Source organism: Paenibacillus sp. P5_B5, assembly GCF_056400365.1.
Genome location: NZ_JBFULK010000001.1, coordinates 70,710 through 88,444 on the forward strand (window position 1 = coordinate 70,710; position 17,735 = coordinate 88,444).

Genomic DNA, 17,735 nt, shown 5'->3' on the forward strand with positions numbered 1-17,735 from the left:
CACATTACAAAGATGCAAGCATCTAATAAAAGTTGGTTAGTGCTCGAGCATACTCTTGATTCCAGTAGTTATCTCCAGTCGTTGCTTCCATCCAATTATTCTTAACGACAACTTTATATAATTGCTGTATGTTGAAATTATGTTCTTCTAGAAGGTGATGTAGTGGTTTCACACTCATATTTACTTGATCACCCCTTCATATAAAATTGATAATTCAATATTATTATACTTTAATAATTTCGGAATTAAAGCGTTGTATTCTATGTGAAACTCGCTATAATGATAGAATATAAGAATACAAAATAAAGGTTTGAATTAGGATCTTCAGGGTAGGGTGAAATTCCCAATCGGCGGTAAAGTACTGTAAAGTGCAAGCCCGCGACTCTCTTATGGACGTATGCAGTAATGCTGCTTATTCATTAGAGACTGACTTGGTGTAACTCCAAGGCCGACGGTATAGTCCGGATGGAAGAAGATCGCAAACAAGCTTTTTATACAGAGTTATGCATAAAACAGCTCAGATGCGCTAATAGTCATGAAATAATCCACAAGATGGATTATTAGGTATGTCTTCTTCAATTTAATAAGATCCTATATTCAACAACCTCGGAGGTTATTGGATATGGTGAAAACAACGCAATCAACTTTACAAATGGATAACGGGAATCGTGTAAGTAAAAGCGGCATTTGGTTTGTTATGTTTGCTGCTGCCTTATGGGGACTTGGCCCTTTATTCCGGATTATGGCCCTCGATTATATCACATCAACTCAAATTGTATTTATTGAGCACTTGTTACTACTTGTGTATTCAGTTCCAGTGTTATGGCTGCATCGCAAAGAATTAAAAGGTTGTAACTTACGAGATGTTGGAGCGCTGCTGTTCTTGTCTTGGGGCGGTTCTGTAATCGCAACAATTATGTTCACGGAAGCATTCGCAGTCGGGAATATGAATGCTGTACTTCTCTTGCAGAAACTACAGCCGGTGTTTGCAATCATATTAGCTAGGTTCATCCTCAAAGAATTGCTTCCCAAAGGTTTCTTATGGTTCATTCTACTTGCGATTGCAGGTACATATTTGCTTACCTTCGGTTGGAGCATCCCAATAGGAAATGTAAATGACGTATTGGGTACGAGTAGCTTACTTGCCTTAGGTGCCGCCTTCTTATGGGGTGGATCGACAGTGATGGGTAGATTACTCTTAAATAAAATGTCGTATGGGACGGTAACGTCACTGCGCTTCTTGTTAGCTGTTCCACTTCTCAGTACCTTAATACTGGTGGAAGCACCAAGCTGGAGTGTCCCATCATCCGCATGGGGAACGATCACAATCAATATTATGCTCCAAGCATTTATTCCAGGGTTACTTAGTATCATTCTATACTATCGTGGTTTATCGACGACCAAAGCATCTTACGCGACATTTGCAGAACTATCGTTCCCGATGGTGGGGGTAATAGTGAACTGGTTTGCATTTGGTCAGCTTATTACGGTAGCTCAAATATTCGGTTTCATTCTGATTTGGGTCGCATTGTATTTCATCTCAAGGCAGAACTAAGGACCTTTCACGAATCATTAATTTCATAAATAACCATATGCCGTGTATAATCGATTAGGATATATACGGCTTTCTTCTTGATCGAAGACATCGTTCTAAGGTATACTTTTCATGCTAAATAAAGAAGACTAAGGAGTAATACTATGGATAAAATTCTAATTTTCGGGCATAAAAATCCTGACACAGATTCCATCTGTTCTGCTATGGCGTATGCTAATTTAAAAACGAGCTTAGGTTTCAATGTTGAGCCTATCCGTTTAGGTACGGTTAATGGTGAAACACAGTATGCACTTAACTATTTCGGAGTAGATGCACCGCGCCTTACTGAAACAGTAGCGAATGAAGCTAAAGGTGTGATTTTGGTCGATCACAATGAGCGCCAACAAAGTGCTTCTGACATCGATCAGGTTCAAATCCTAGAAGTAATTGATCATCACAGAATAGCTAATTTTGAAACAAGTGCACCTTTGTACTACCGTGCAGAGCCAGTTGGTTGTACGGCGACGATTCTTAATAAGTTGTATAAGGAGAATGGGGTAACGGTTCCTAAAACAATCGCGGGCTTAATGCTATCTGCCATTATCTCAGACTCGCTTTTATTTAAATCGCCAACCTGCACAGAGCAGGATGTTGCTGCAGCACGCGAATTAGCAGAAATCGCTGGCGTATCTGCTGATGAGTATGGACTGAACATGCTTAAAGCAGGTGCTGATTTAAGTGATAAAACGATAGCTCAGCTCATCTCTCTTGACGCGAAGGAATTCCAAATGGGCACAGCTAAGGTTGAAATTGCTCAAGTAAACGCAGTTGATATTAATGATGTTCTCTCTCAACAAGCAGAGTTAGAAGCAGCTATCGCCCAAATTATTGCGGATAAAGGCCTAGATCTATTCGTATTCGTTGTGACGGATATTCTGAATAACGATTCTGTTGCTTTAGTACTTGGACCGGTAAATCATGCTGTTGAGAAAGCATATAATGTTTCACTCGTTGACAACAAAGCGGTTCTTAAAGGTGTTGTATCACGTAAATCACAAATCGTTCCCGTATTAACGGATATTTTTAACACATTGTAAATGAATCAAAATATCTATTTAGATCAGTTATGAAATTGATTCAAATGTCATTTAAATTGAAGGATGCCTTTCGCAGGGCATCCTTTTTTTGATGTTTGTACATCAATGATTACTGCAAAGAGGCATACATCACATCACTACAATGTTTAGTTCATGATTTGAATGTGCTACAATGTTAACAATCACATATATAAGCGAGGCTAGTTAACTATGAATGAAAAGATGGATCGCATACGATCACTAGAAATACTCGGTGTATCGGAGAATGCTTCAGATGAAGAAATTGAGCGTAGATATTCACTTTTACTCAAAAAGTATCGTGCTATGGAGAAGAAGCTTCAAGAAGACCCTGCATTTGTTTCAGATGAACCAATGGTTACGATTGACGAGCTTAATGAAGCTTATCGTATCATAAAGGGAATTGAGAAAGTGGAGATGGCCCCTGTTAAGGTGGGCTGGAATAAAGAATGGTTTGCTCATTTCTTTCATTACTATAAGGTTCATGTTATTGTCGGCATTGTGATTCTAGCAATCATTGGGTTCTCGATAAAAGGTGCGGTTGATCGTCAACAAATTAGAGCTCAGGAAGCATTATTGCCTAAGCCAGACCTAGAAGTACTATTCGTTGGTAACTATGCTTCCAATGAAATACCGAAGATTGAAGAAATATTATTGAAGCAATTCCCTGAATGGAAACGAATTAAAGTAGATATTATTTATCGTCCCCTAGAAGGTCAGGTTGATCCTGCATATATACAAAAAAGTATGCTTGATCTCATGACTAAGAAGGGCGATGTTTATATTATGGACAAGATGAATTATGACCAACTTATCGAGCAAGAATTGTTCGAAGATCCAAGTACAATAACCGGTAAAGAAGATTTATCCAAGAGTCCATTGTGGACAGACATACCGATGATGGGATCAAAAGATAAGTTAGTTAGTATATCCAAGGAAGTTCAGCACAAAGAAAACGCGATTGAGTTTATTGAGAAGCTACAGCCAAGTAAATAGTCTCCGTTCATATACAGAATAACAAGCTTGCCCAGATATTGTTGAGGGGTAAGCTTGTTTTATTTTTATATAAGAAAGTATTAGTTTCTTCTTGTTGCATACAAAAAAACGTTCCCTATAACGCGGCTCAGACAGAGCATTTACAGAAAACGTTTTATTAGTTTTGGTTTCTTGACCAACTCTTTACGGCTAAAACAACGAAAGCCCTACCTCTCAATCGTTCTTACGGTTCCTAGACCGTGCCAGTTCTGAATTTAGCTAACATAAAATCGATACTACTTTGGGATTTGATCGTTTTTATTACCAAGAGAGTAAATGAATCGCGGGTTAACACCGGATTAGGATAACTTACAATAGAGGAAAGAATAAAGGGGAGATGCCTTACTAAGTGATTCATGATCACTTTGGGAAACGCGCCTTCCAAGAGACGGCGAGATCCGTTTCCTCTTACTGGGGTGTTATGTGGATTCATTTTGAAAACCTAATTAATAATTATACATGATAAACACTGAAAAGTAAAGAGGTATCTTGTAATTTTCATTACTAGGGATTGATTATTTTCCAATCCCTAGTAGTAATGATAATATTCCTGCAGCAATTAATGGACCAACAGCTACGCCGCGGAATAAGGCAACTCCGATCAAGGTGCCAATCAATAATCCGGAAATAATAGTTGGCTCGCTGGACATGAGTGATACTCCACGTCCGCCCAAATAAGACACGAGTACACCTACACCAATTGCAAGCAGTGATTTCCAATGAACGAATGATTGGAGTACGCTTTGTAATGATATTTTACCGCTTGCAATCGGGGTCATGACACCAATTGTTAGAATTACGATACCCACTGTTACACCATATTTTTCGAACCAAGGAAATGCTTGCTGAAAATTGGTTACTCGCATAAACAATAAGATAATCATTGCAATGGATACGGTCATATTGTTACTGACAACACCTAATCCTGCAAAAAGTAATAGAAGTAGTGCACTTGCATCAACATTAGACAACATTTGGTTTGCTCCTTGTGTATGTGTTAGGTCTACTTGATATTAAGTATGCACATGAATTGAATAGTTGAAAATGAAATTTGTTATTATTATGCTATAATTTATGTATCTCATAACGAAAGAGGAGACGAAGGAATTGCAAAGTATCGACAGAACAATAGTCAAACAGGCCCTTCAAACTTATGAAAATCAGAAGGCGTTCATACATGCAGAGGTAATACCAGGAGGATTTCTGAGGAATATCTCTGTTCACATTATTCAAACCTACATAGCGGGTGTTGGTCCTTACCGGATTGCTCTACGTATGGAAGATGAGGGCTGGATTCGAATGGAAGGTCTGACGGACTTTGAAATTGATGGTCAAGGCAGACTACTGCTTGCGGGACATGATGATCAAGGGCGGATCATGACAGTACTTGAGCTAAGCTTATCTCCATTTCTTTTTGGGAAAGGGGAATAGATGATGGGAAATCGTAAAATATTGCTCGTTCTTGCCCATCCCGATGATGAGTCATTTATTTGTGGGGGGACACTCGCGAAGTATGCCGCAGAAGGTGCTGATATCACACTTATATGCGCAACAAAGGGCGAGATGGGGCGCCGAGTAGGCATTCCTCCAAGTGTGACAAGGGAAACGATGTATAAGGTCAGAGAACAAGAGCTAGAGGAAGCTTGTCGTGCTGTTGTAATATCGGAGCTTCGTTATATGGGATTGATCGACAAAATGGTTGAATTTGCAGACGAGGAATCCATGATCGAACGAATTGCGGTTATCATGAAAGAATTGCGACCAGATGTTGTGTTAACCTTCCATGAGAAGTATGGTGGGCATCCCGATCATTGTGCGATTGGCAAGTATTGTACGGCAGCGTATAAGCGTGTGAACAAGTTGCCGCATATATCGGGTAAGCAGCCTTACTTATATTTTATTTCGTATGGGAATACGCTGAAGAACAATGCGGAGAAATTTGGGCTTAAGCCGAATCAGATTACGTCAATTGATATAAGTGGTTATCTGAAGCAGAAGCTTATGGCATATCGTGCACATCGTTCCCAATCGGAGATTGAGAAGTGGGTATGGTTGTCTGATGACGAGGCTGTACGGAAGCTTGGAAATGTTGAATATTTTATGCAGGGTGATGGCATAGTCAGGAATAACTCGCATGATTTGTTCATGTAGTTGAATAATCATATATTAGAATGAAGAGTGATTGTTAATGAGCAATCACTCTTCACTTTTTGTATGGAACATCGTTTTGTAAGCAGGATTCGAAATATTCATTAAAGAATTAATTGTTATCTGAATTGAATCAATTTCATATTTATTCATGAAGGTGGTGAATATGTGGCTTATTGCTTAAGTGTCGACGGAGGAGGAACGAAGCTTGCATGTGTCCTGTTTGACGAGCAATATAATCTTTTGGCCTACGGCCAAGGACGAGCCATCAATTACGTAAAACATGAGGATATAGTGGGGACTATACGCTCCTGTATAGGGGAATGTCTAGCCAATCACAATGTGAAAGAATTAGCATGTGTGTATATTTCGATGCCAGCATCAGCTGAGCTTTTCACTGAGTTATTGCGTGAGAGAGTTACAGTTCATAACATAATTTATTTGAACGAAGGATTGATGAGTTTACTAGCTGGTTTGCAGTGTAAGCAAGGAATTGTTGCACTTGCAGGTACTGGATCAGGCTTATTTCATGTGAATGGCGATGATTGGAGCCATGTTGGTGGATGGGGTAATTTGCTTGGCGATGAAGGAAGTGCTTGTTACATTGGGCGGGAAGGTATCGGTGCTGTATTACAGGAATACGAGCTTCGAGGAGTAAAAACAGCAATTCGAGATCGACTGGAGCGGGAATGGAACTGTCACAATAAACAAGAGTTATTAGACTATGTTTATCATTCCGATAAACCACGTTCGACGATTGCCTCCGCTTCTATCCTAGTTGCTCAAGAGGCCGCTCTTGGTGATGAAAGAGCCATTCATATATTTGAACAAGCTGGAAGGGAAATGGCGTTACAAGCGAAAGTGTTCCTTGATCGTCTATCTGCGGCCGATTCAGTGCATATCATGCTTGCTGGTAGCGTATGGCGAGGCTGCGAGCAGATGTACAATACATTTAAGCAAGAAATCTATTCTTTTCATCCAGGGGCTAGTGTTCGTATTCCATTGTTTGAACCTGTACTTGGTGGGGTTGTTGCAAATTTCTTGGATACAAGAGAGAAGGCCGACAATGAATTTAGGGCCCATTTATCTCAGCAATATGCCAGATATTTATACCAAACGGATTGGGAGAGAAGGTAGAGCATGTTATCAGAACAATATTTTGCAGAAATTCATCGTATCTTAGAAACTGTCCAGCGAACACAGCTTGAGGCTATTCAACGGACTGCGGAAATCATCGTCAATACTACAGCGCAGCAAAATAATGTGTATGTGTTCGGCAGTAGTCATGCGGGTATCTTAGCTCAGGAGGTTTTCTACCGGACAGGCGGTCTAGTAACGATTAATCCGATCCTAGCTCCTGCTCTAACACTTGATGTTCGCCCAGTAACATTGACCTCGAGTGTAGAACGGCTTGAAGGATACGGAAGTATGATAGTTGATAGTTCTAATATCAAATCGGGTGATCTATTCATTATTCATTCGGTTTCAGGTAGGAATAGTGTGCCTGTAGAAGCAGCTATCAGAGCTAGACAGCTCGGCGCAACCGTTGTTGCTTTGACGAATGTTGAATATTCAAGCTCGGTAACTTCGAGGCACCCTTCTGGTAAACGATTATTTGAAGTATGTGACATCGTAATCGATAATTGTGGATGTTATGGGGATTCAGCCGTTACAGCCCCTGGATTTGCCGAGAAGTTTGCCCCAACGTCAACTGTGATTGGCGCAGCGATCTTGAATGCTATCGTCGCTTCTGCTGTAGAGATATTTATAGAGCGAGGAATTGAACCTCCGGTTTTTGTTAGTGCGAATCTAGATGGTGGAGATGATTATAATCGCATCATGCTAGATAAATATAGGGATCAAATCAAATACATGTAGAGTGGGGTATGGATTATGCTAATGGATCGTTATTTTGACCGAATAAATGAATTGCAGGAAGCCATCCGAACGACGCAAAGAGAAGCTATTGTAGAAGCGGGAACAGCGATCGCTGAGGCTGCAGCACAAGGAAATGCAGTCCATTTATTCGATACGGGACATATTGTTGATCATGAACTGATTACACGAGGCGGGGGACTTATGCTGCTTAAGCCACTTCGCTATAACTTGAATGTAGAGAACCCTGTTCGTTCGAGGGACATGAAGGATAGGAATAAGTCGATGGAAGGAATAGGCGAATATGTACTCAGAGCGTCTAATGTACTTCCGGGTGATGTGTTAATTATGGGCTCAGTATCTGGCAAAACAGCTGAAGTTGTTGATCTGGCGATCGCAGCTAAAGCATATGGTGTAACCGTCATTGTGTTAACATCCCTTAATTATTCCACACATGTAGAGTCGCAGCATTCCTCCGGTAAACGTTTATTTGAAGTAGGGGATATCGTACTTGATAATTGTGCTCCACTTGGTGATGCCATGATGGAAGTTGAGGGACTCGAGCCTCGAATCATTCCAGCATCAGGAATATCTGCCGCTTATATTATGTGGGCTGTTACAGCTGAAGCGATCGAGCGCTTAATGGCGAAGGGGATTAAACCATCCGTATTCAAAAGCTACAATAACACAGATGGATGGGAATACAATGGAAAACAAAACAAGATTTATGAGGAAACTGGCTGTTAGAATGAAATTCAGATTATTGCGAAATAACTATTGCCAACTCAATATATTTGGTGTAAGGTAAAGTCAATTGCATAAGAACCGCCGGGGGCTTGAGTGAATCAGGCTGAGATTGTAGCTATCGACCGCTACTGACCGTTAATCTGAACTGGATAATGCCAGCGTAGAGAACTTGTTGAAAAAGGGCCCTTTTCAACCGTCTGAGTACGCATCCAGACGGTTTTTTTGTATGAAATTACAGGATAAGGGAGAGATTCTAATGATACAGCAAGCGAAACGAATTAGAGCTTTAAAATTCTCAGATATTCTTATTACAGTAATGGTGGCTTTAGTCTTTGGTCTTATTTATAAGTTCTGGGGAAGTGTGTATGGTGTCGTATCACCGTTATTCTTCCAAGCAGATGAAATAACCTATGGTATGTGGTTTATTGCGGGTCCAATTGCGTTCTTATTGATTCGTAAACCTGGTGTTGCACTTCTTGCCGAAGTAGCAGCAGGTAGTGTATCTGCGTTAATTGGCTCCGAATGGGGAATTCAGACATTTGTTTATGGTTTGGTTCAAGGATTAGGTTGTGAGTTAGTATTTGCTCTATTTCTGTATCGTAATTGGAGCATTATCGTTGCTGGTTTAGCTGGCGTCATGTCAGCTGCTGGATCGTTCGTTGTTGATATCTATTACGGATATGTTGACTATGAAGCTTGGGTTCTTGTTATTAAATATGGATTGCGTGCAATTAGCTCGTTCGTTATCGCAGGTATGTTTGCCTATTATTTAGTACGTGCATTAGAAGCTACAGGTGTGACGAAGTTAATTCGCCCCGTTTCCAAATCAGAATATGATTCGTTAGACCGATAAAGCAGATGAACAATCATAGCGCAGCAGTTAAAGTATCGAATTTACGCTTAAAGTTCCCAGGAGAGCAGTCCTTGATGATCAAGGACCTCTCCTTAACTATTCCTCAAGGTCAAAAAGTTCTATTGCTAGGACCTAGTGGTTGTGGAAAGTCAACCTTGCTTCAAGTACTGAGTGGTATTATACCGCATTCCATAGAGATTCCCTTGAAATATGATGAAATTCAGCTACCAGAATCATGGGGGTTTGTTTTCCAAGATCCAGATACGCAGTTCTGTATGCCTTTTGTTGATGAAGAATTAGCCTTCGTTCTTGAGAACTTATCTATTCCGAGAGCGGGAATGGAGCTCTATATTCAGAATGCACTTGCGAGTGTAGGTTTAATGCTTGAAGATCTTCATACGCCTATAGATACCCTTTCGCAAGGGATGAAGCAGCGGCTTGCCTTAGCTTCTGTCTTGTTACTTGAACCAGAGGTCCTGTTCTTAGATGAGCCCTCTGCATTGCTAGACCCTGAGGGAACGGTTGATATTTGGGACACTGTTAAATCAATTGCAGCATCCAAGACGATTATTATCGTCGAGCACAAAATCGATCAAATCGTTGATTTAGTGGATCGAGTGGTGTTGTTTAACAAGGATGGTCAGATTATTGCGGATGATACACCTAAGGAAGTTTTTGATAAATACAAGCATGAGTTAATTGAATTTGGCATCTGGTACCCTTCAGTTTGGGATGATTATATAAGATCAAGTGTTTACCACAGTCTGCAAGAGAAGTTATTTCAGGAACGAACGGAAAAGAGAATTGGACTAGAACAAATGCCAGTCATCTCTTTGCAACATTTCTCAGGACTTCATGGAGATGTACAGAAGGTTCATATTCGAGAAGCTGATATTTATCCTGGTGAATGGATTGCGGTCATCGGTAGCAATGGAGCAGGTAAAAGTACGCTGTTACTTTCTCTGATGCAGTTACTTCGTACGGAAGGTACCTATCGCTTATTGGGTGAATTAATAGAACAAAAAACGAAGCGCAAACGGAGGCAAGCCATACCTAAACAGCTCTCTTTTGTATTCCAAAATCCTGAGATGCAGTTTATTACGAACTCTGTTTATGAAGAGGTAGCTTATTCTAGGCAATTCCGGGAGCAGCCTGGACAAATTGAGCTTGAGGTTAGGAAACTTTTAGTTAAGTTTGGCTTGAATGATTTGGAGGAACGGCATCCCTATCAACTCTCAATGGGTCAAAAGCGCCGGCTTAGTATTGCATCTGCCATGATTCAAGAGCAGCAAATTCTTTTATTAGATGAACCTACCTTCGGACAAGATGCTCGTAATACATTTGTGATGCTCGAAATGATAGAAGATCTAAGAGCACAGGGGATTACGATTATTATGGTGACGCATGACAATGAAATCATGAAGCATTTTGCAACAAAGATCTGGACAATTGATGAGGGACAATTAGTGGATATTAGGCCATCTGAGAGGGGGGAGAGTAATGGGATTCTTCACACCTCAGAAGCAAACGTGGTTGTATCATGTTAATCCTGCTTTTAAATTCTTTCTATTTGTCTTCTTGCTATGTATTGCATTAATCAATCGAAATTTTGATTTTGCATTAAATCAGCTGATCGCTTATATGCTCTTACTTGTTCTTTTTAGCGGATATTCCTGGTACAAAGTCCTGCTCTTTTTAATCCCATTCGTTTTTGTCTTTATTTCAACCGCTTCTACTATGATTTTATTTGGTAAGGGAGAGCATATGTGGTGGACATGGGGGCTCATACGTATTTCGGAAGAGAGCTTCTATCGTGGACTGCTGTTAGGACTTAAAACCTGTAGCTTTGGTGCGCTTGGTATGGTATTTGCCTTAACTTCAAGACCCATTCTATTCTTCTATGCCCTTATGCAGCAATTTCGTTTGCCACCTAAATACGCCTATAGCTTTATAGCATCGATGCGCTTATTGCCTGTCGTTGTGGATGAGTTCCATACGCGTTCTAATGCACTTCGAATTCGAGGCACACGCTACACAAAAGGATCAAAGGGCTTGTATGAGCGCCTAAGTTTGTACGCTATACCTCTTCTTGCACAAAGTATTCGCAGAGCTCAGCGCGTCGCTGTTGCTATGGAAGCTAAACGATTTCAGATGAGTTCAAGTAGATCCAGAACGTATTACTACAAGATGTCGTATTCTAAATATGATGTTATTTTCGTTTTCTTAACTTTATCGTTATTAGGAGCTGCATACACCTTAAGTACTTATTCAATTTATTAGATATGGAAAATATTATATAAAGCTGAATACAATTTGGTGTATGATACGTATAAGTTAATAAGACAATCCGATAAGGCGGTGATTATATGGAAATGTGGATCGTCTGGCTCGTCATCGGTATTCTACTTATTGTAGCTGAAATGTTAACTTTATCGTTTTACATGTTGTGGATTGGGATTGGTGCTCTTGTAGCTGGTGCTGTAGCCTTTTTTATGCCAGATGCGTATTTGCTGCAGGTTGTAATCGGAGGGCTTGTGATTATTGGATTAACCATATTTACAAGACCATTGACTCGCAACATAAGGCATTCCAAAGGATTTAAAGATGCAGTAGATGAGCTAGAAGGGAAACAAGGCGAAGTGGTGCGTGAGATTGATAACGGTTCTCTAGGTATTGTGAAAATCGGGAATGAAGCTTGGAGTGCAATGTCCGATGGGCCGATTGCCGAAGGAGAAAAGGTCATTGTTGTCAAACGAAGAAGCACGATCGTTGAAGTAAAAAGAATAGAAGGGATGTAGAGCTATGGAAGTCTGGATTATCGCTCTTATTGTTATTGTATTTGTGGTTGTGTTTGCTGCACTGACAGTCAAAATTGTGCCGCAACAAAGAGTTGGTGTAGTTGAACGACTAGGGAAATTCAATCGATTATTACACCCAGGACTTAACATTGTTATTCCTATTATTGATCAGGTTCGTAAATATCATGATCTAAGGATTCAACAAGCAAATGTACCTCCACAGACGGTTATTACCAAAGATAATGTTCAAGTGCAGATTGATACGATTATTTTCTATCAAGTTGTAGGTCCTGAACAAGCGACTTATGGAATTTCTGATTATGTATATGGGGTACGTAACATTTCGACTGCAACTATGCGCCAAATTATTGGTAAGCTTGAATTAGATGAAACCTTGTCTGGACGTGAGAAGATTTCGGCCGAAATCCGTATTGCTCTGGATGAAGCTACTGAAAAATGGGGCGTTCGGATCGAGCGGGTAGAGGTTATTGATATTAAACCACCGATCGATATTCAAGATTCCATGGATAAACAAATGAAAGCAGAACGTAGCAAGCGTGCAATCGTTCTTGAAGCGGAAGCAGCTAAGCAAGATATGATTCTGCGTGCTGAAGGGGATAAACAAAGTAAAATCCTTAAAGCTGAAGGTGATAAGGAAGCGCGTATTCGTGAAGCAGAAGGTTTGAAGCAAGCGCAAGAGCTGGAAGCGCAAGGTCGCTCTAAAGCGATTCAAGCGATTGCGGAAGCCGAAAGAATTCGCATTGAGCAATTGCGGGCTGCTGGATTAGATGAGCAGGTGCTTGCCTATAAGTCCTTCGAAGCGCTCATGGAGGTTGCTAAGGGACCAGCTAATAAAGTGTTCATCCCAACTAGTGCGGTTGAGACACTTGGTAGTATTGGTGCAATTGGTGAAATGTTTAAAGTAAAAGAAAATAATTAGTATTTTAAATAAATTCTAATAATTGTGAGGTGTACGAAATCGTACACCTTTTCTTGAAAAAATGTATCATTTTATATACAGCTCAGACTTTATTGATTATGATTGAAGCTGTCTACTATCTATATTCTACATTATATTAAGACTACAGGAGGATATTTTAGATGAAAAGAAGTTTATCAGCATTACTCATGGCAGTTGTTATGTTCATAACATTCAGTATACCTGTCTATGCCAACGAAACTCAGCCGTTAGCTACAAGAGGGGAAATTGTTAATACCTTGATAGCAGCAGCTGATGACTACAACACTGTAGTTAACAAAGAAGCTATTATTAAGGGTTATGTAAACGGCGAATTGAAAGAGAATGAACCGGTCAAAAGAATTGAAGCTCTAGTGATGGTAAGCAGAGCATTTGGTGAATTGCCAAAGCCTGTGGGGAACGACCTACGGATGGGAACATTCGGTGTTGAGTTTAAGGATGTACCAGCTTGGGCTAAAGAAGATATTGCCAATCTGACAGCTGCAGGCGTACTAGCGGGTAACCCTGATGGTTTATTAGGTGTAAATGACAATATCACGATCAATGAACTTAAACCGATTATTGCAAGAGTGTGGGCGCTTAAAGGGTCCAATCTAAAAGACGATTTCTATGAAACAGTAAATAAGAAATGGTTAAATACATCTACAATTCCTGCAGGAGAAATGATGGCTGGCGGATTTACGGATATATCCCATTCGAATGATGAGAAAATAGCAAAAATGTTGAACGAGTTAACAGGCAAACAGTTTGCAGAGGGAACAAAAGAACAGAAACTTGCAGATTTTTATACCGCGGCACTTGACACAGAAAATAGAAATAATCATGGAATCGAGCCAATCAAGAAATATTTAACTGCGATCGATCAAGCTAAGACCCTTGATGAGCTTGTACAAGCAGATCTAACCCTTGAGAAAGAAATAGGTGTAAGCACGCTATTCCATTTTGCGATCATGGGCGATGCAAAGAACAGCAATGAAAATGCTTTGTATTATACAGGATTAAGTGCAGGGCTTGATAAGAACAGTTATGTAACAGAAGATGCGAAAGCGAAAGAATCATACATACAATACATAACCAAACTTCTTGTGCTGGCAGGTGAAGAAGAGTCAGCAGCTAAAGCTCATGCGGAGAAGGTTTATGAGATGGAGAAAAGCCTGACTTCTGTGTCACTTGATCCTCATGAACAAGGTGACGTTAAGAAGTTTTATAACCCGTATACGATTGAACAATTCAATGATTTATTTAAAGAAGTAGATATGAAACATGTCATGCAGACAATGAAAATTTCCAATGCCGATAAAGTGATAGTATTCGATGTTAAGTTAGCACAGAAAGGTGCAGAATACTTGACCGAAAACAATCTGGAATTGCTTAAAGCTTACTCTAAGGTTTGGACACTTATGTCCACAGGTGGTTTGTTGTCTGATGATTTCAGAGATGCTAGTGACGAGTTTGCTACAGGAATGTTTGGTATTACAGGGGAAAAAACAGATAAGGAAATTGCATTAATGACAACAATGGCCACAATGAGTGGTTATCTGGAACAAATGTATGCAGAGAAATATTTTTCGGCTGAAGCAAAGAAAGATGTAGAGAAGATGGTAGAACAATTCATTGCTACGTATGAAGAAAGAATTAAAGCACTTGATTGGATGTCTGAAACAACTAAGGCAAAGGCAATCAAGAAGCTGGATACAATGAGAGTTAAGATCGGATATCCTGATAAGTGGGATAAGACGTTAGATAAAGTAGCCATCAAGACTTACGACGAAGGTGGATCACTATTTTCTAATTCATTTGCTATCACTGTCGCTTATACGAATGAAACGAAAGCAAAGCTTGGAAAACCGGTTGATAAGGATAAGTGGAGTACAAGTGTTTATACGGTGAATGCTTTCTACAATCCGCTTAATAATGAGATTACGTTCCCTGCTGGTATTCTCCAAGCGCCATTCTATGACATTAGTGCTAAACCTGAAGCTAATCTTGGTGCTATCGGAATGGTTATCGCACATGAGATTAGTCATGCATTTGATAACAACGGTTCTGCTTATGACGAGAAAGGTAATGCGAATAATTGGTGGACAGAGGAAGATCATAAGAAATTTGCAGAAAAATGCCAAGCTGTTATTGATTTCTATAATGGAATCGAGATCATTCCAGGTGCAACAAATAGTGGTGAGCTTACACTAAGTGAGAATGTGGCAGATCTAGGCGGTATGGCAACTTCTTTACAAGTATTATCTACAATGAGCAATCCAGATTATAAAGTTTACTTTGAGAACTATGCAAATATTTGGAAAAGCACCATGTCGAAGGAAATTGTCAACTATTTAAGTGCGAATGATGTTCATTCAGCCAATAAAATCAGAGTAAACAGAACGGTTGTGAACTTCCCAGAATTCTTTAAAACATATGATATTAAACATGGGGATGGCATGTATGTAGCACCTGAGGAACGCGTATCCATTTGGTAGGATGAGAAGCAGGTAATATGAGAAATAGGTAATAGACAAAACGTACTTTTTTCAAGTTTGAATGAGATGAGAATCTGTTCAACTTGAATAAGTACGTTTAATTTTTTTCATACTAAGGATTATTCGAATTTAGGAGTGTGCGTGTGCAAAAGAACTGTTTTATCGTTATCCTTTCTATTAGCTTGCTTCTACTCAGTGGTAGGGTTCAAGCCACTGAACCATTTCCTGTCCACAGTACGTCCATTTGGATTGATCCACAACGCAATAAGCTTAGTTTAGTAGTAGATGATGCCGTACTACGTCAATATCCTGTTGCTCTTGGTAAATTGAAAACACCAACTCCTGTTGGGGAATGGAAGGTTGTTAATAAATTTGAAAACTGGGGATCCGGGTTTGGTACGCGCTGGATTGGTCTTGATGTTCCTTGGGGCATATATGGGATTCATGGAACGAACGAACCTAGTTCAATTGGTCTAGATGCGAGTCATGGATGTGTAAGGATGTTAAATCGGCATGTTGAACAATTATTTACACTTGTAGAGCTTGGGACTCCAGTTTATATACTAGGGCATGCTCTAGGTGAAATGCATGAAGAACCACGGAATTTGGCCGTTGGGGATACTGGATCAGATGTTATGCTTATTCAAAGTAGGCTGCGAAGTGGAGGGTATTATAAAGGAGAATGTAATGGTAAATTTACACCGTCTACTAAACAAGCGATTGAACAATTCGAACGAGAATATCACTTGTCTGTAGACGGCGTAATGAATCAACAGGACTATATTAAGTTAGGTTTATTAGAATAGCGAACGTTATTTCTTCAAGCTATCCCATGTTTTCTGGAATTCATCAAGCATTTGTTCCTTGGTCATTTGTTTACCTACATAAGCTTGCATAGCATCACCGAATTTTTTACTTGTAGCTTCTCCGCCAGGGAATTTGAACCAGTTCCATGAAAGTGTCTTGTCACTGTTAGAATATTTGATAATATCTGCAGCTAATGGGCCTACAACTTTCTCATCAACTGGGATCGTTTTGAAGGCAGGGATGAATTTGAATTCGTTCGTAATGTATTTCTTACCAACTTCGGATGTAACGAGCCAGTTCAAGAATTGCTTAGCTTCTTCTTTAACTGCAGAATTCTTGTTAATTACCCAGTTGTTTGGTACACCGACCTGTAATTTATCAGATGCTGCAGCATCATCGGAGATCGGCATTGGCAAGAATCCAATTTTGATATCCGGATTTGTTTTGGAAATTTGAACCTGTGTCCAGTTACCTTGTTGTGTCATAGCGGCTTTGCCAGTTGCAAAATCAGTAACCTGTGTATTGTAATCCGTTTGAAGCGGGTTTTTGTTACCATATTTGATTGTTAAATCGAATAATTTGACCCAATTATCAAAGACTTGATTTCCTGGAATCTTGGCAGTACCTGCATATAGATCCGCAATGAATTTATTTGGATCAGGTTGGTTAGAGAATGGCGTATTTACTAAATGATTTCCTAGTACCCACCACTCGCCATAGCCATTAACAAAAGGAGTAATACCTTTGTCTTGTAGCTTCTTTGCGGCTTCTTCAAGCTGAGTTAGTGTTTTGGGAAGCTCGGTAATACCCGCTTGTGCAAATAAGTCCTTGTTGTAAATAAAGCCATATCCTTCGAGTCCAAGAGGCATACCATATACCTTGCCATCTTTAGTCATTGGTGCACCAGATCCACCTGCCAAATCTTTAATCCAAGGCTGATCGGATAAATCCTCAAGCTGGTCAATCCACTGATCTAGATCTGCATAACCCCCATTGTTAAAAATATCTGGTTTACTTCCTGAGTTGAATTTTGCTTTAAGAGCTGCGCCGTAATCTGCACCGCCTCCAACAGTTCCAACCTGAATTTTGACTCCAGTTTCCTTCTCGTACTCCGCGATCAATTTGGCCAATTGCTCTGCAATTTCCACCTTGAATTGGAACATTTGAATCGTAACATTCTTCTTAGGTTCCTTCTTTGGCTCGGCAGTAGCAGTAGCTGCATTTGTACTAGCTGGTGCAGTTGATTCTTTTGTTTCTGTTTTACTTGCACATCCTGCTACAACAATCATGATCATGAGTGAGATTAAGGCAAGGAATGATAATTTTTTCATTTTAGATCCTCCCATTGTGTATGTTTAATTATTCTA

The 17,735-nt window shown here is 39.9% G+C and carries 18 protein-coding genes and 1 riboswitch; of the genes, 15 read left to right on the forward strand and 3 right to left on the reverse strand.

What is annotated here, in order from left to right:
* Positions 1-22: 22 nt before the first annotated feature.
* Positions 23-178, reverse strand: a complete 156-nt coding sequence (locus AC1DOK_RS00385) for a hypothetical protein (protein ID WP_477552238.1) — start codon at positions 176-178, stop codon at positions 23-25.
* 138 nt (positions 179-316) lie between these two features.
* Positions 317-481: riboswitch (FMN riboswitch) on the forward strand.
* Positions 482-616: 135 nt separating this feature from the next.
* On the opposite strand from AC1DOK_RS00385, the gene AC1DOK_RS00390 reads away from it, so the two are divergent.
* From AC1DOK_RS00390 to AC1DOK_RS00400, 3 genes are all read left to right on the forward strand, one after another.
* On the forward strand, positions 617-1,555 hold the full coding sequence (locus AC1DOK_RS00390; RefSeq protein ID WP_477552239.1) for a DMT family transporter: 939 nt from the start codon (positions 617-619) through the stop codon (positions 1,553-1,555).
* Positions 1,556-1,698: 143 nt separating this feature from the next.
* Positions 1,699-2,631 carry a manganese-dependent inorganic pyrophosphatase gene (locus AC1DOK_RS00395; protein ID WP_477552240.1) on the forward strand — a complete coding sequence of 311 codons (933 nt, stop codon included), beginning with the start codon at positions 1,699-1,701 and terminating at the stop codon, positions 2,629-2,631.
* Between the two features lie 210 nt (positions 2,632-2,841).
* Entirely contained in the window at positions 2,842-3,645 is an 804-nt protein-coding gene (locus tag AC1DOK_RS00400; protein WP_477552241.1) for a hypothetical protein, read from the forward strand.
* 554 nt (positions 3,646-4,199) lie between these two features.
* Here AC1DOK_RS00400 and AC1DOK_RS00405 read toward each other — a convergent pair.
* Positions 4,200-4,658, reverse strand: a complete 459-nt coding sequence (locus AC1DOK_RS00405; RefSeq protein ID WP_477552242.1) for a DUF441 domain-containing protein — start codon at positions 4,656-4,658, stop codon at positions 4,200-4,202.
* Positions 4,659-4,791: 133 nt separating this feature from the next.
* On the opposite strand from AC1DOK_RS00405, the gene AC1DOK_RS00410 reads away from it, so the two are divergent.
* The 12 genes from AC1DOK_RS00410 to AC1DOK_RS00465 all read left to right on the forward strand — a co-directional run bounded on the left by AC1DOK_RS00410 (position 4,792) and on the right by AC1DOK_RS00465 (position 16,367).
* On the forward strand, positions 4,792-5,115 hold the full coding sequence (locus AC1DOK_RS00410) for a DUF1806 family protein (RefSeq protein WP_477552243.1): 324 nt from the start codon (positions 4,792-4,794) through the stop codon (positions 5,113-5,115).
* A gap of 3 nt (positions 5,116-5,118) precedes the next feature.
* Positions 5,119-5,835 carry a PIG-L family deacetylase gene (locus AC1DOK_RS00415; RefSeq protein WP_477552244.1) on the forward strand — a complete coding sequence of 239 codons (717 nt, stop codon included), beginning with the start codon at positions 5,119-5,121 and terminating at the stop codon, positions 5,833-5,835.
* Between the two features lie 165 nt (positions 5,836-6,000).
* On the forward strand, positions 6,001-6,969 hold the full coding sequence (locus AC1DOK_RS00420) for a BadF/BadG/BcrA/BcrD ATPase family protein (protein ID WP_477552245.1): 969 nt from the start codon (positions 6,001-6,003) through the stop codon (positions 6,967-6,969).
* 3 nt (positions 6,970-6,972) lie between these two features.
* The gene (locus AC1DOK_RS00425) at positions 6,973-7,710 is read left to right on the forward strand and encodes a sugar isomerase domain-containing protein (protein ID WP_477552246.1); all 738 of its coding nucleotides are present in this window, start codon (positions 6,973-6,975) and stop codon (positions 7,708-7,710) included.
* Between the two features lie 15 nt (positions 7,711-7,725).
* Positions 7,726-8,454: a sugar isomerase domain-containing protein gene (locus AC1DOK_RS00430; protein ID WP_477552247.1), complete on the forward strand. Its 729-nt coding sequence runs from the start codon at positions 7,726-7,728 to the stop codon at positions 8,452-8,454.
* Between the two features lie 256 nt (positions 8,455-8,710).
* Positions 8,711-9,307 carry an ECF transporter S component gene (locus AC1DOK_RS00435; protein ID WP_477552248.1) on the forward strand — a complete coding sequence of 199 codons (597 nt, stop codon included), beginning with the start codon at positions 8,711-8,713 and terminating at the stop codon, positions 9,305-9,307.
* 5 nt (positions 9,308-9,312) lie between these two features.
* A complete protein-coding gene (locus tag AC1DOK_RS00440; RefSeq protein ID WP_477552249.1) occupies positions 9,313-10,854 on the forward strand; it encodes an ABC transporter ATP-binding protein in 1,542 nt (513 codons plus the stop codon).
* A complete protein-coding gene (locus AC1DOK_RS00445; protein WP_477552250.1) occupies positions 10,808-11,587 on the forward strand; it encodes an energy-coupling factor transporter transmembrane component T family protein in 780 nt (259 codons plus the stop codon). Before AC1DOK_RS00440 ends, AC1DOK_RS00445 begins: the two co-directional genes overlap by 47 nt.
* 86 nt (positions 11,588-11,673) lie before the next feature.
* Positions 11,674-12,105, forward strand: a complete 432-nt coding sequence (locus AC1DOK_RS00450; protein ID WP_477552251.1) for an NfeD family protein — start codon at positions 11,674-11,676, stop codon at positions 12,103-12,105.
* 4 nt (positions 12,106-12,109) lie between these two features.
* The gene (locus AC1DOK_RS00455) at positions 12,110-13,045 is read left to right on the forward strand and encodes an SPFH domain-containing protein (protein ID WP_477552252.1); all 936 of its coding nucleotides are present in this window, start codon (positions 12,110-12,112) and stop codon (positions 13,043-13,045) included.
* Positions 13,046-13,206: 161 nt separating this feature from the next.
* Positions 13,207-15,561, forward strand: a complete 2,355-nt coding sequence (locus AC1DOK_RS00460; protein WP_477552253.1) for a M13-type metalloendopeptidase — start codon at positions 13,207-13,209, stop codon at positions 15,559-15,561.
* A gap of 143 nt (positions 15,562-15,704) precedes the next feature.
* A complete protein-coding gene (locus AC1DOK_RS00465) occupies positions 15,705-16,367 on the forward strand; it encodes a L,D-transpeptidase family protein (RefSeq protein ID WP_477552254.1) in 663 nt (220 codons plus the stop codon).
* A gap of 6 nt (positions 16,368-16,373) precedes the next feature.
* Here AC1DOK_RS00465 and AC1DOK_RS00470 read toward each other — a convergent pair whose 3' ends face one another.
* Complete coding sequence (locus AC1DOK_RS00470) at positions 16,374-17,699, reverse strand: ABC transporter substrate-binding protein (RefSeq protein WP_477552255.1); 1,326 nt, start codon at positions 17,697-17,699, stop codon at positions 16,374-16,376.
* Positions 17,700-17,735 lie beyond the last annotated feature (36 nt).

Bases quoted from the DNA above. Each gene is read 5' to 3' on its own strand.
- AC1DOK_RS00385 (WP_477552238.1), bottom strand. From the start codon at position 178: ATGAGTGTGAAACCACTACATCACCTTCTAGAAGAACATAATTTCAAC.
- AC1DOK_RS00430 (WP_477552247.1), top strand. From the start codon at position 7,726: ATGCTAATGGATCGTTATTTTGACCGAATAAATGAATTGCAGGAAGCC.
- AC1DOK_RS00405 (WP_477552242.1), bottom strand. From the start codon at position 4,658: ATGTTGTCTAATGTTGATGCAAGTGCACTACTTCTATTACTTTTTGCA.
- AC1DOK_RS00425 (WP_477552246.1), top strand. From the start codon at position 6,973: ATGTTATCAGAACAATATTTTGCAGAAATTCATCGTATCTTAGAAACT.
- AC1DOK_RS00435 (WP_477552248.1), top strand. From the start codon at position 8,711: ATGATACAGCAAGCGAAACGAATTAGAGCTTTAAAATTCTCAGATATT.
- AC1DOK_RS00460 (WP_477552253.1), top strand. From the start codon at position 13,207: ATGAAAAGAAGTTTATCAGCATTACTCATGGCAGTTGTTATGTTCATA.
- AC1DOK_RS00470 (WP_477552255.1), bottom strand. From the start codon at position 17,699: ATGAAAAAATTATCATTCCTTGCCTTAATCTCACTCATGATCATGATT.
- AC1DOK_RS00400 (WP_477552241.1), top strand. From the start codon at position 2,842: ATGAATGAAAAGATGGATCGCATACGATCACTAGAAATACTCGGTGTA.
- AC1DOK_RS00455 (WP_477552252.1), top strand. From the start codon at position 12,110: ATGGAAGTCTGGATTATCGCTCTTATTGTTATTGTATTTGTGGTTGTG.
- AC1DOK_RS00440 (WP_477552249.1), top strand. From the start codon at position 9,313: ATGAACAATCATAGCGCAGCAGTTAAAGTATCGAATTTACGCTTAAAG.
- AC1DOK_RS00445 (WP_477552250.1), top strand. From the start codon at position 10,808: ATGGGATTCTTCACACCTCAGAAGCAAACGTGGTTGTATCATGTTAAT.
- AC1DOK_RS00415 (WP_477552244.1), top strand. From the start codon at position 5,119: ATGGGAAATCGTAAAATATTGCTCGTTCTTGCCCATCCCGATGATGAG.
- AC1DOK_RS00395 (WP_477552240.1), top strand. From the start codon at position 1,699: ATGGATAAAATTCTAATTTTCGGGCATAAAAATCCTGACACAGATTCC.
- AC1DOK_RS00450 (WP_477552251.1), top strand. From the start codon at position 11,674: ATGGAAATGTGGATCGTCTGGCTCGTCATCGGTATTCTACTTATTGTA.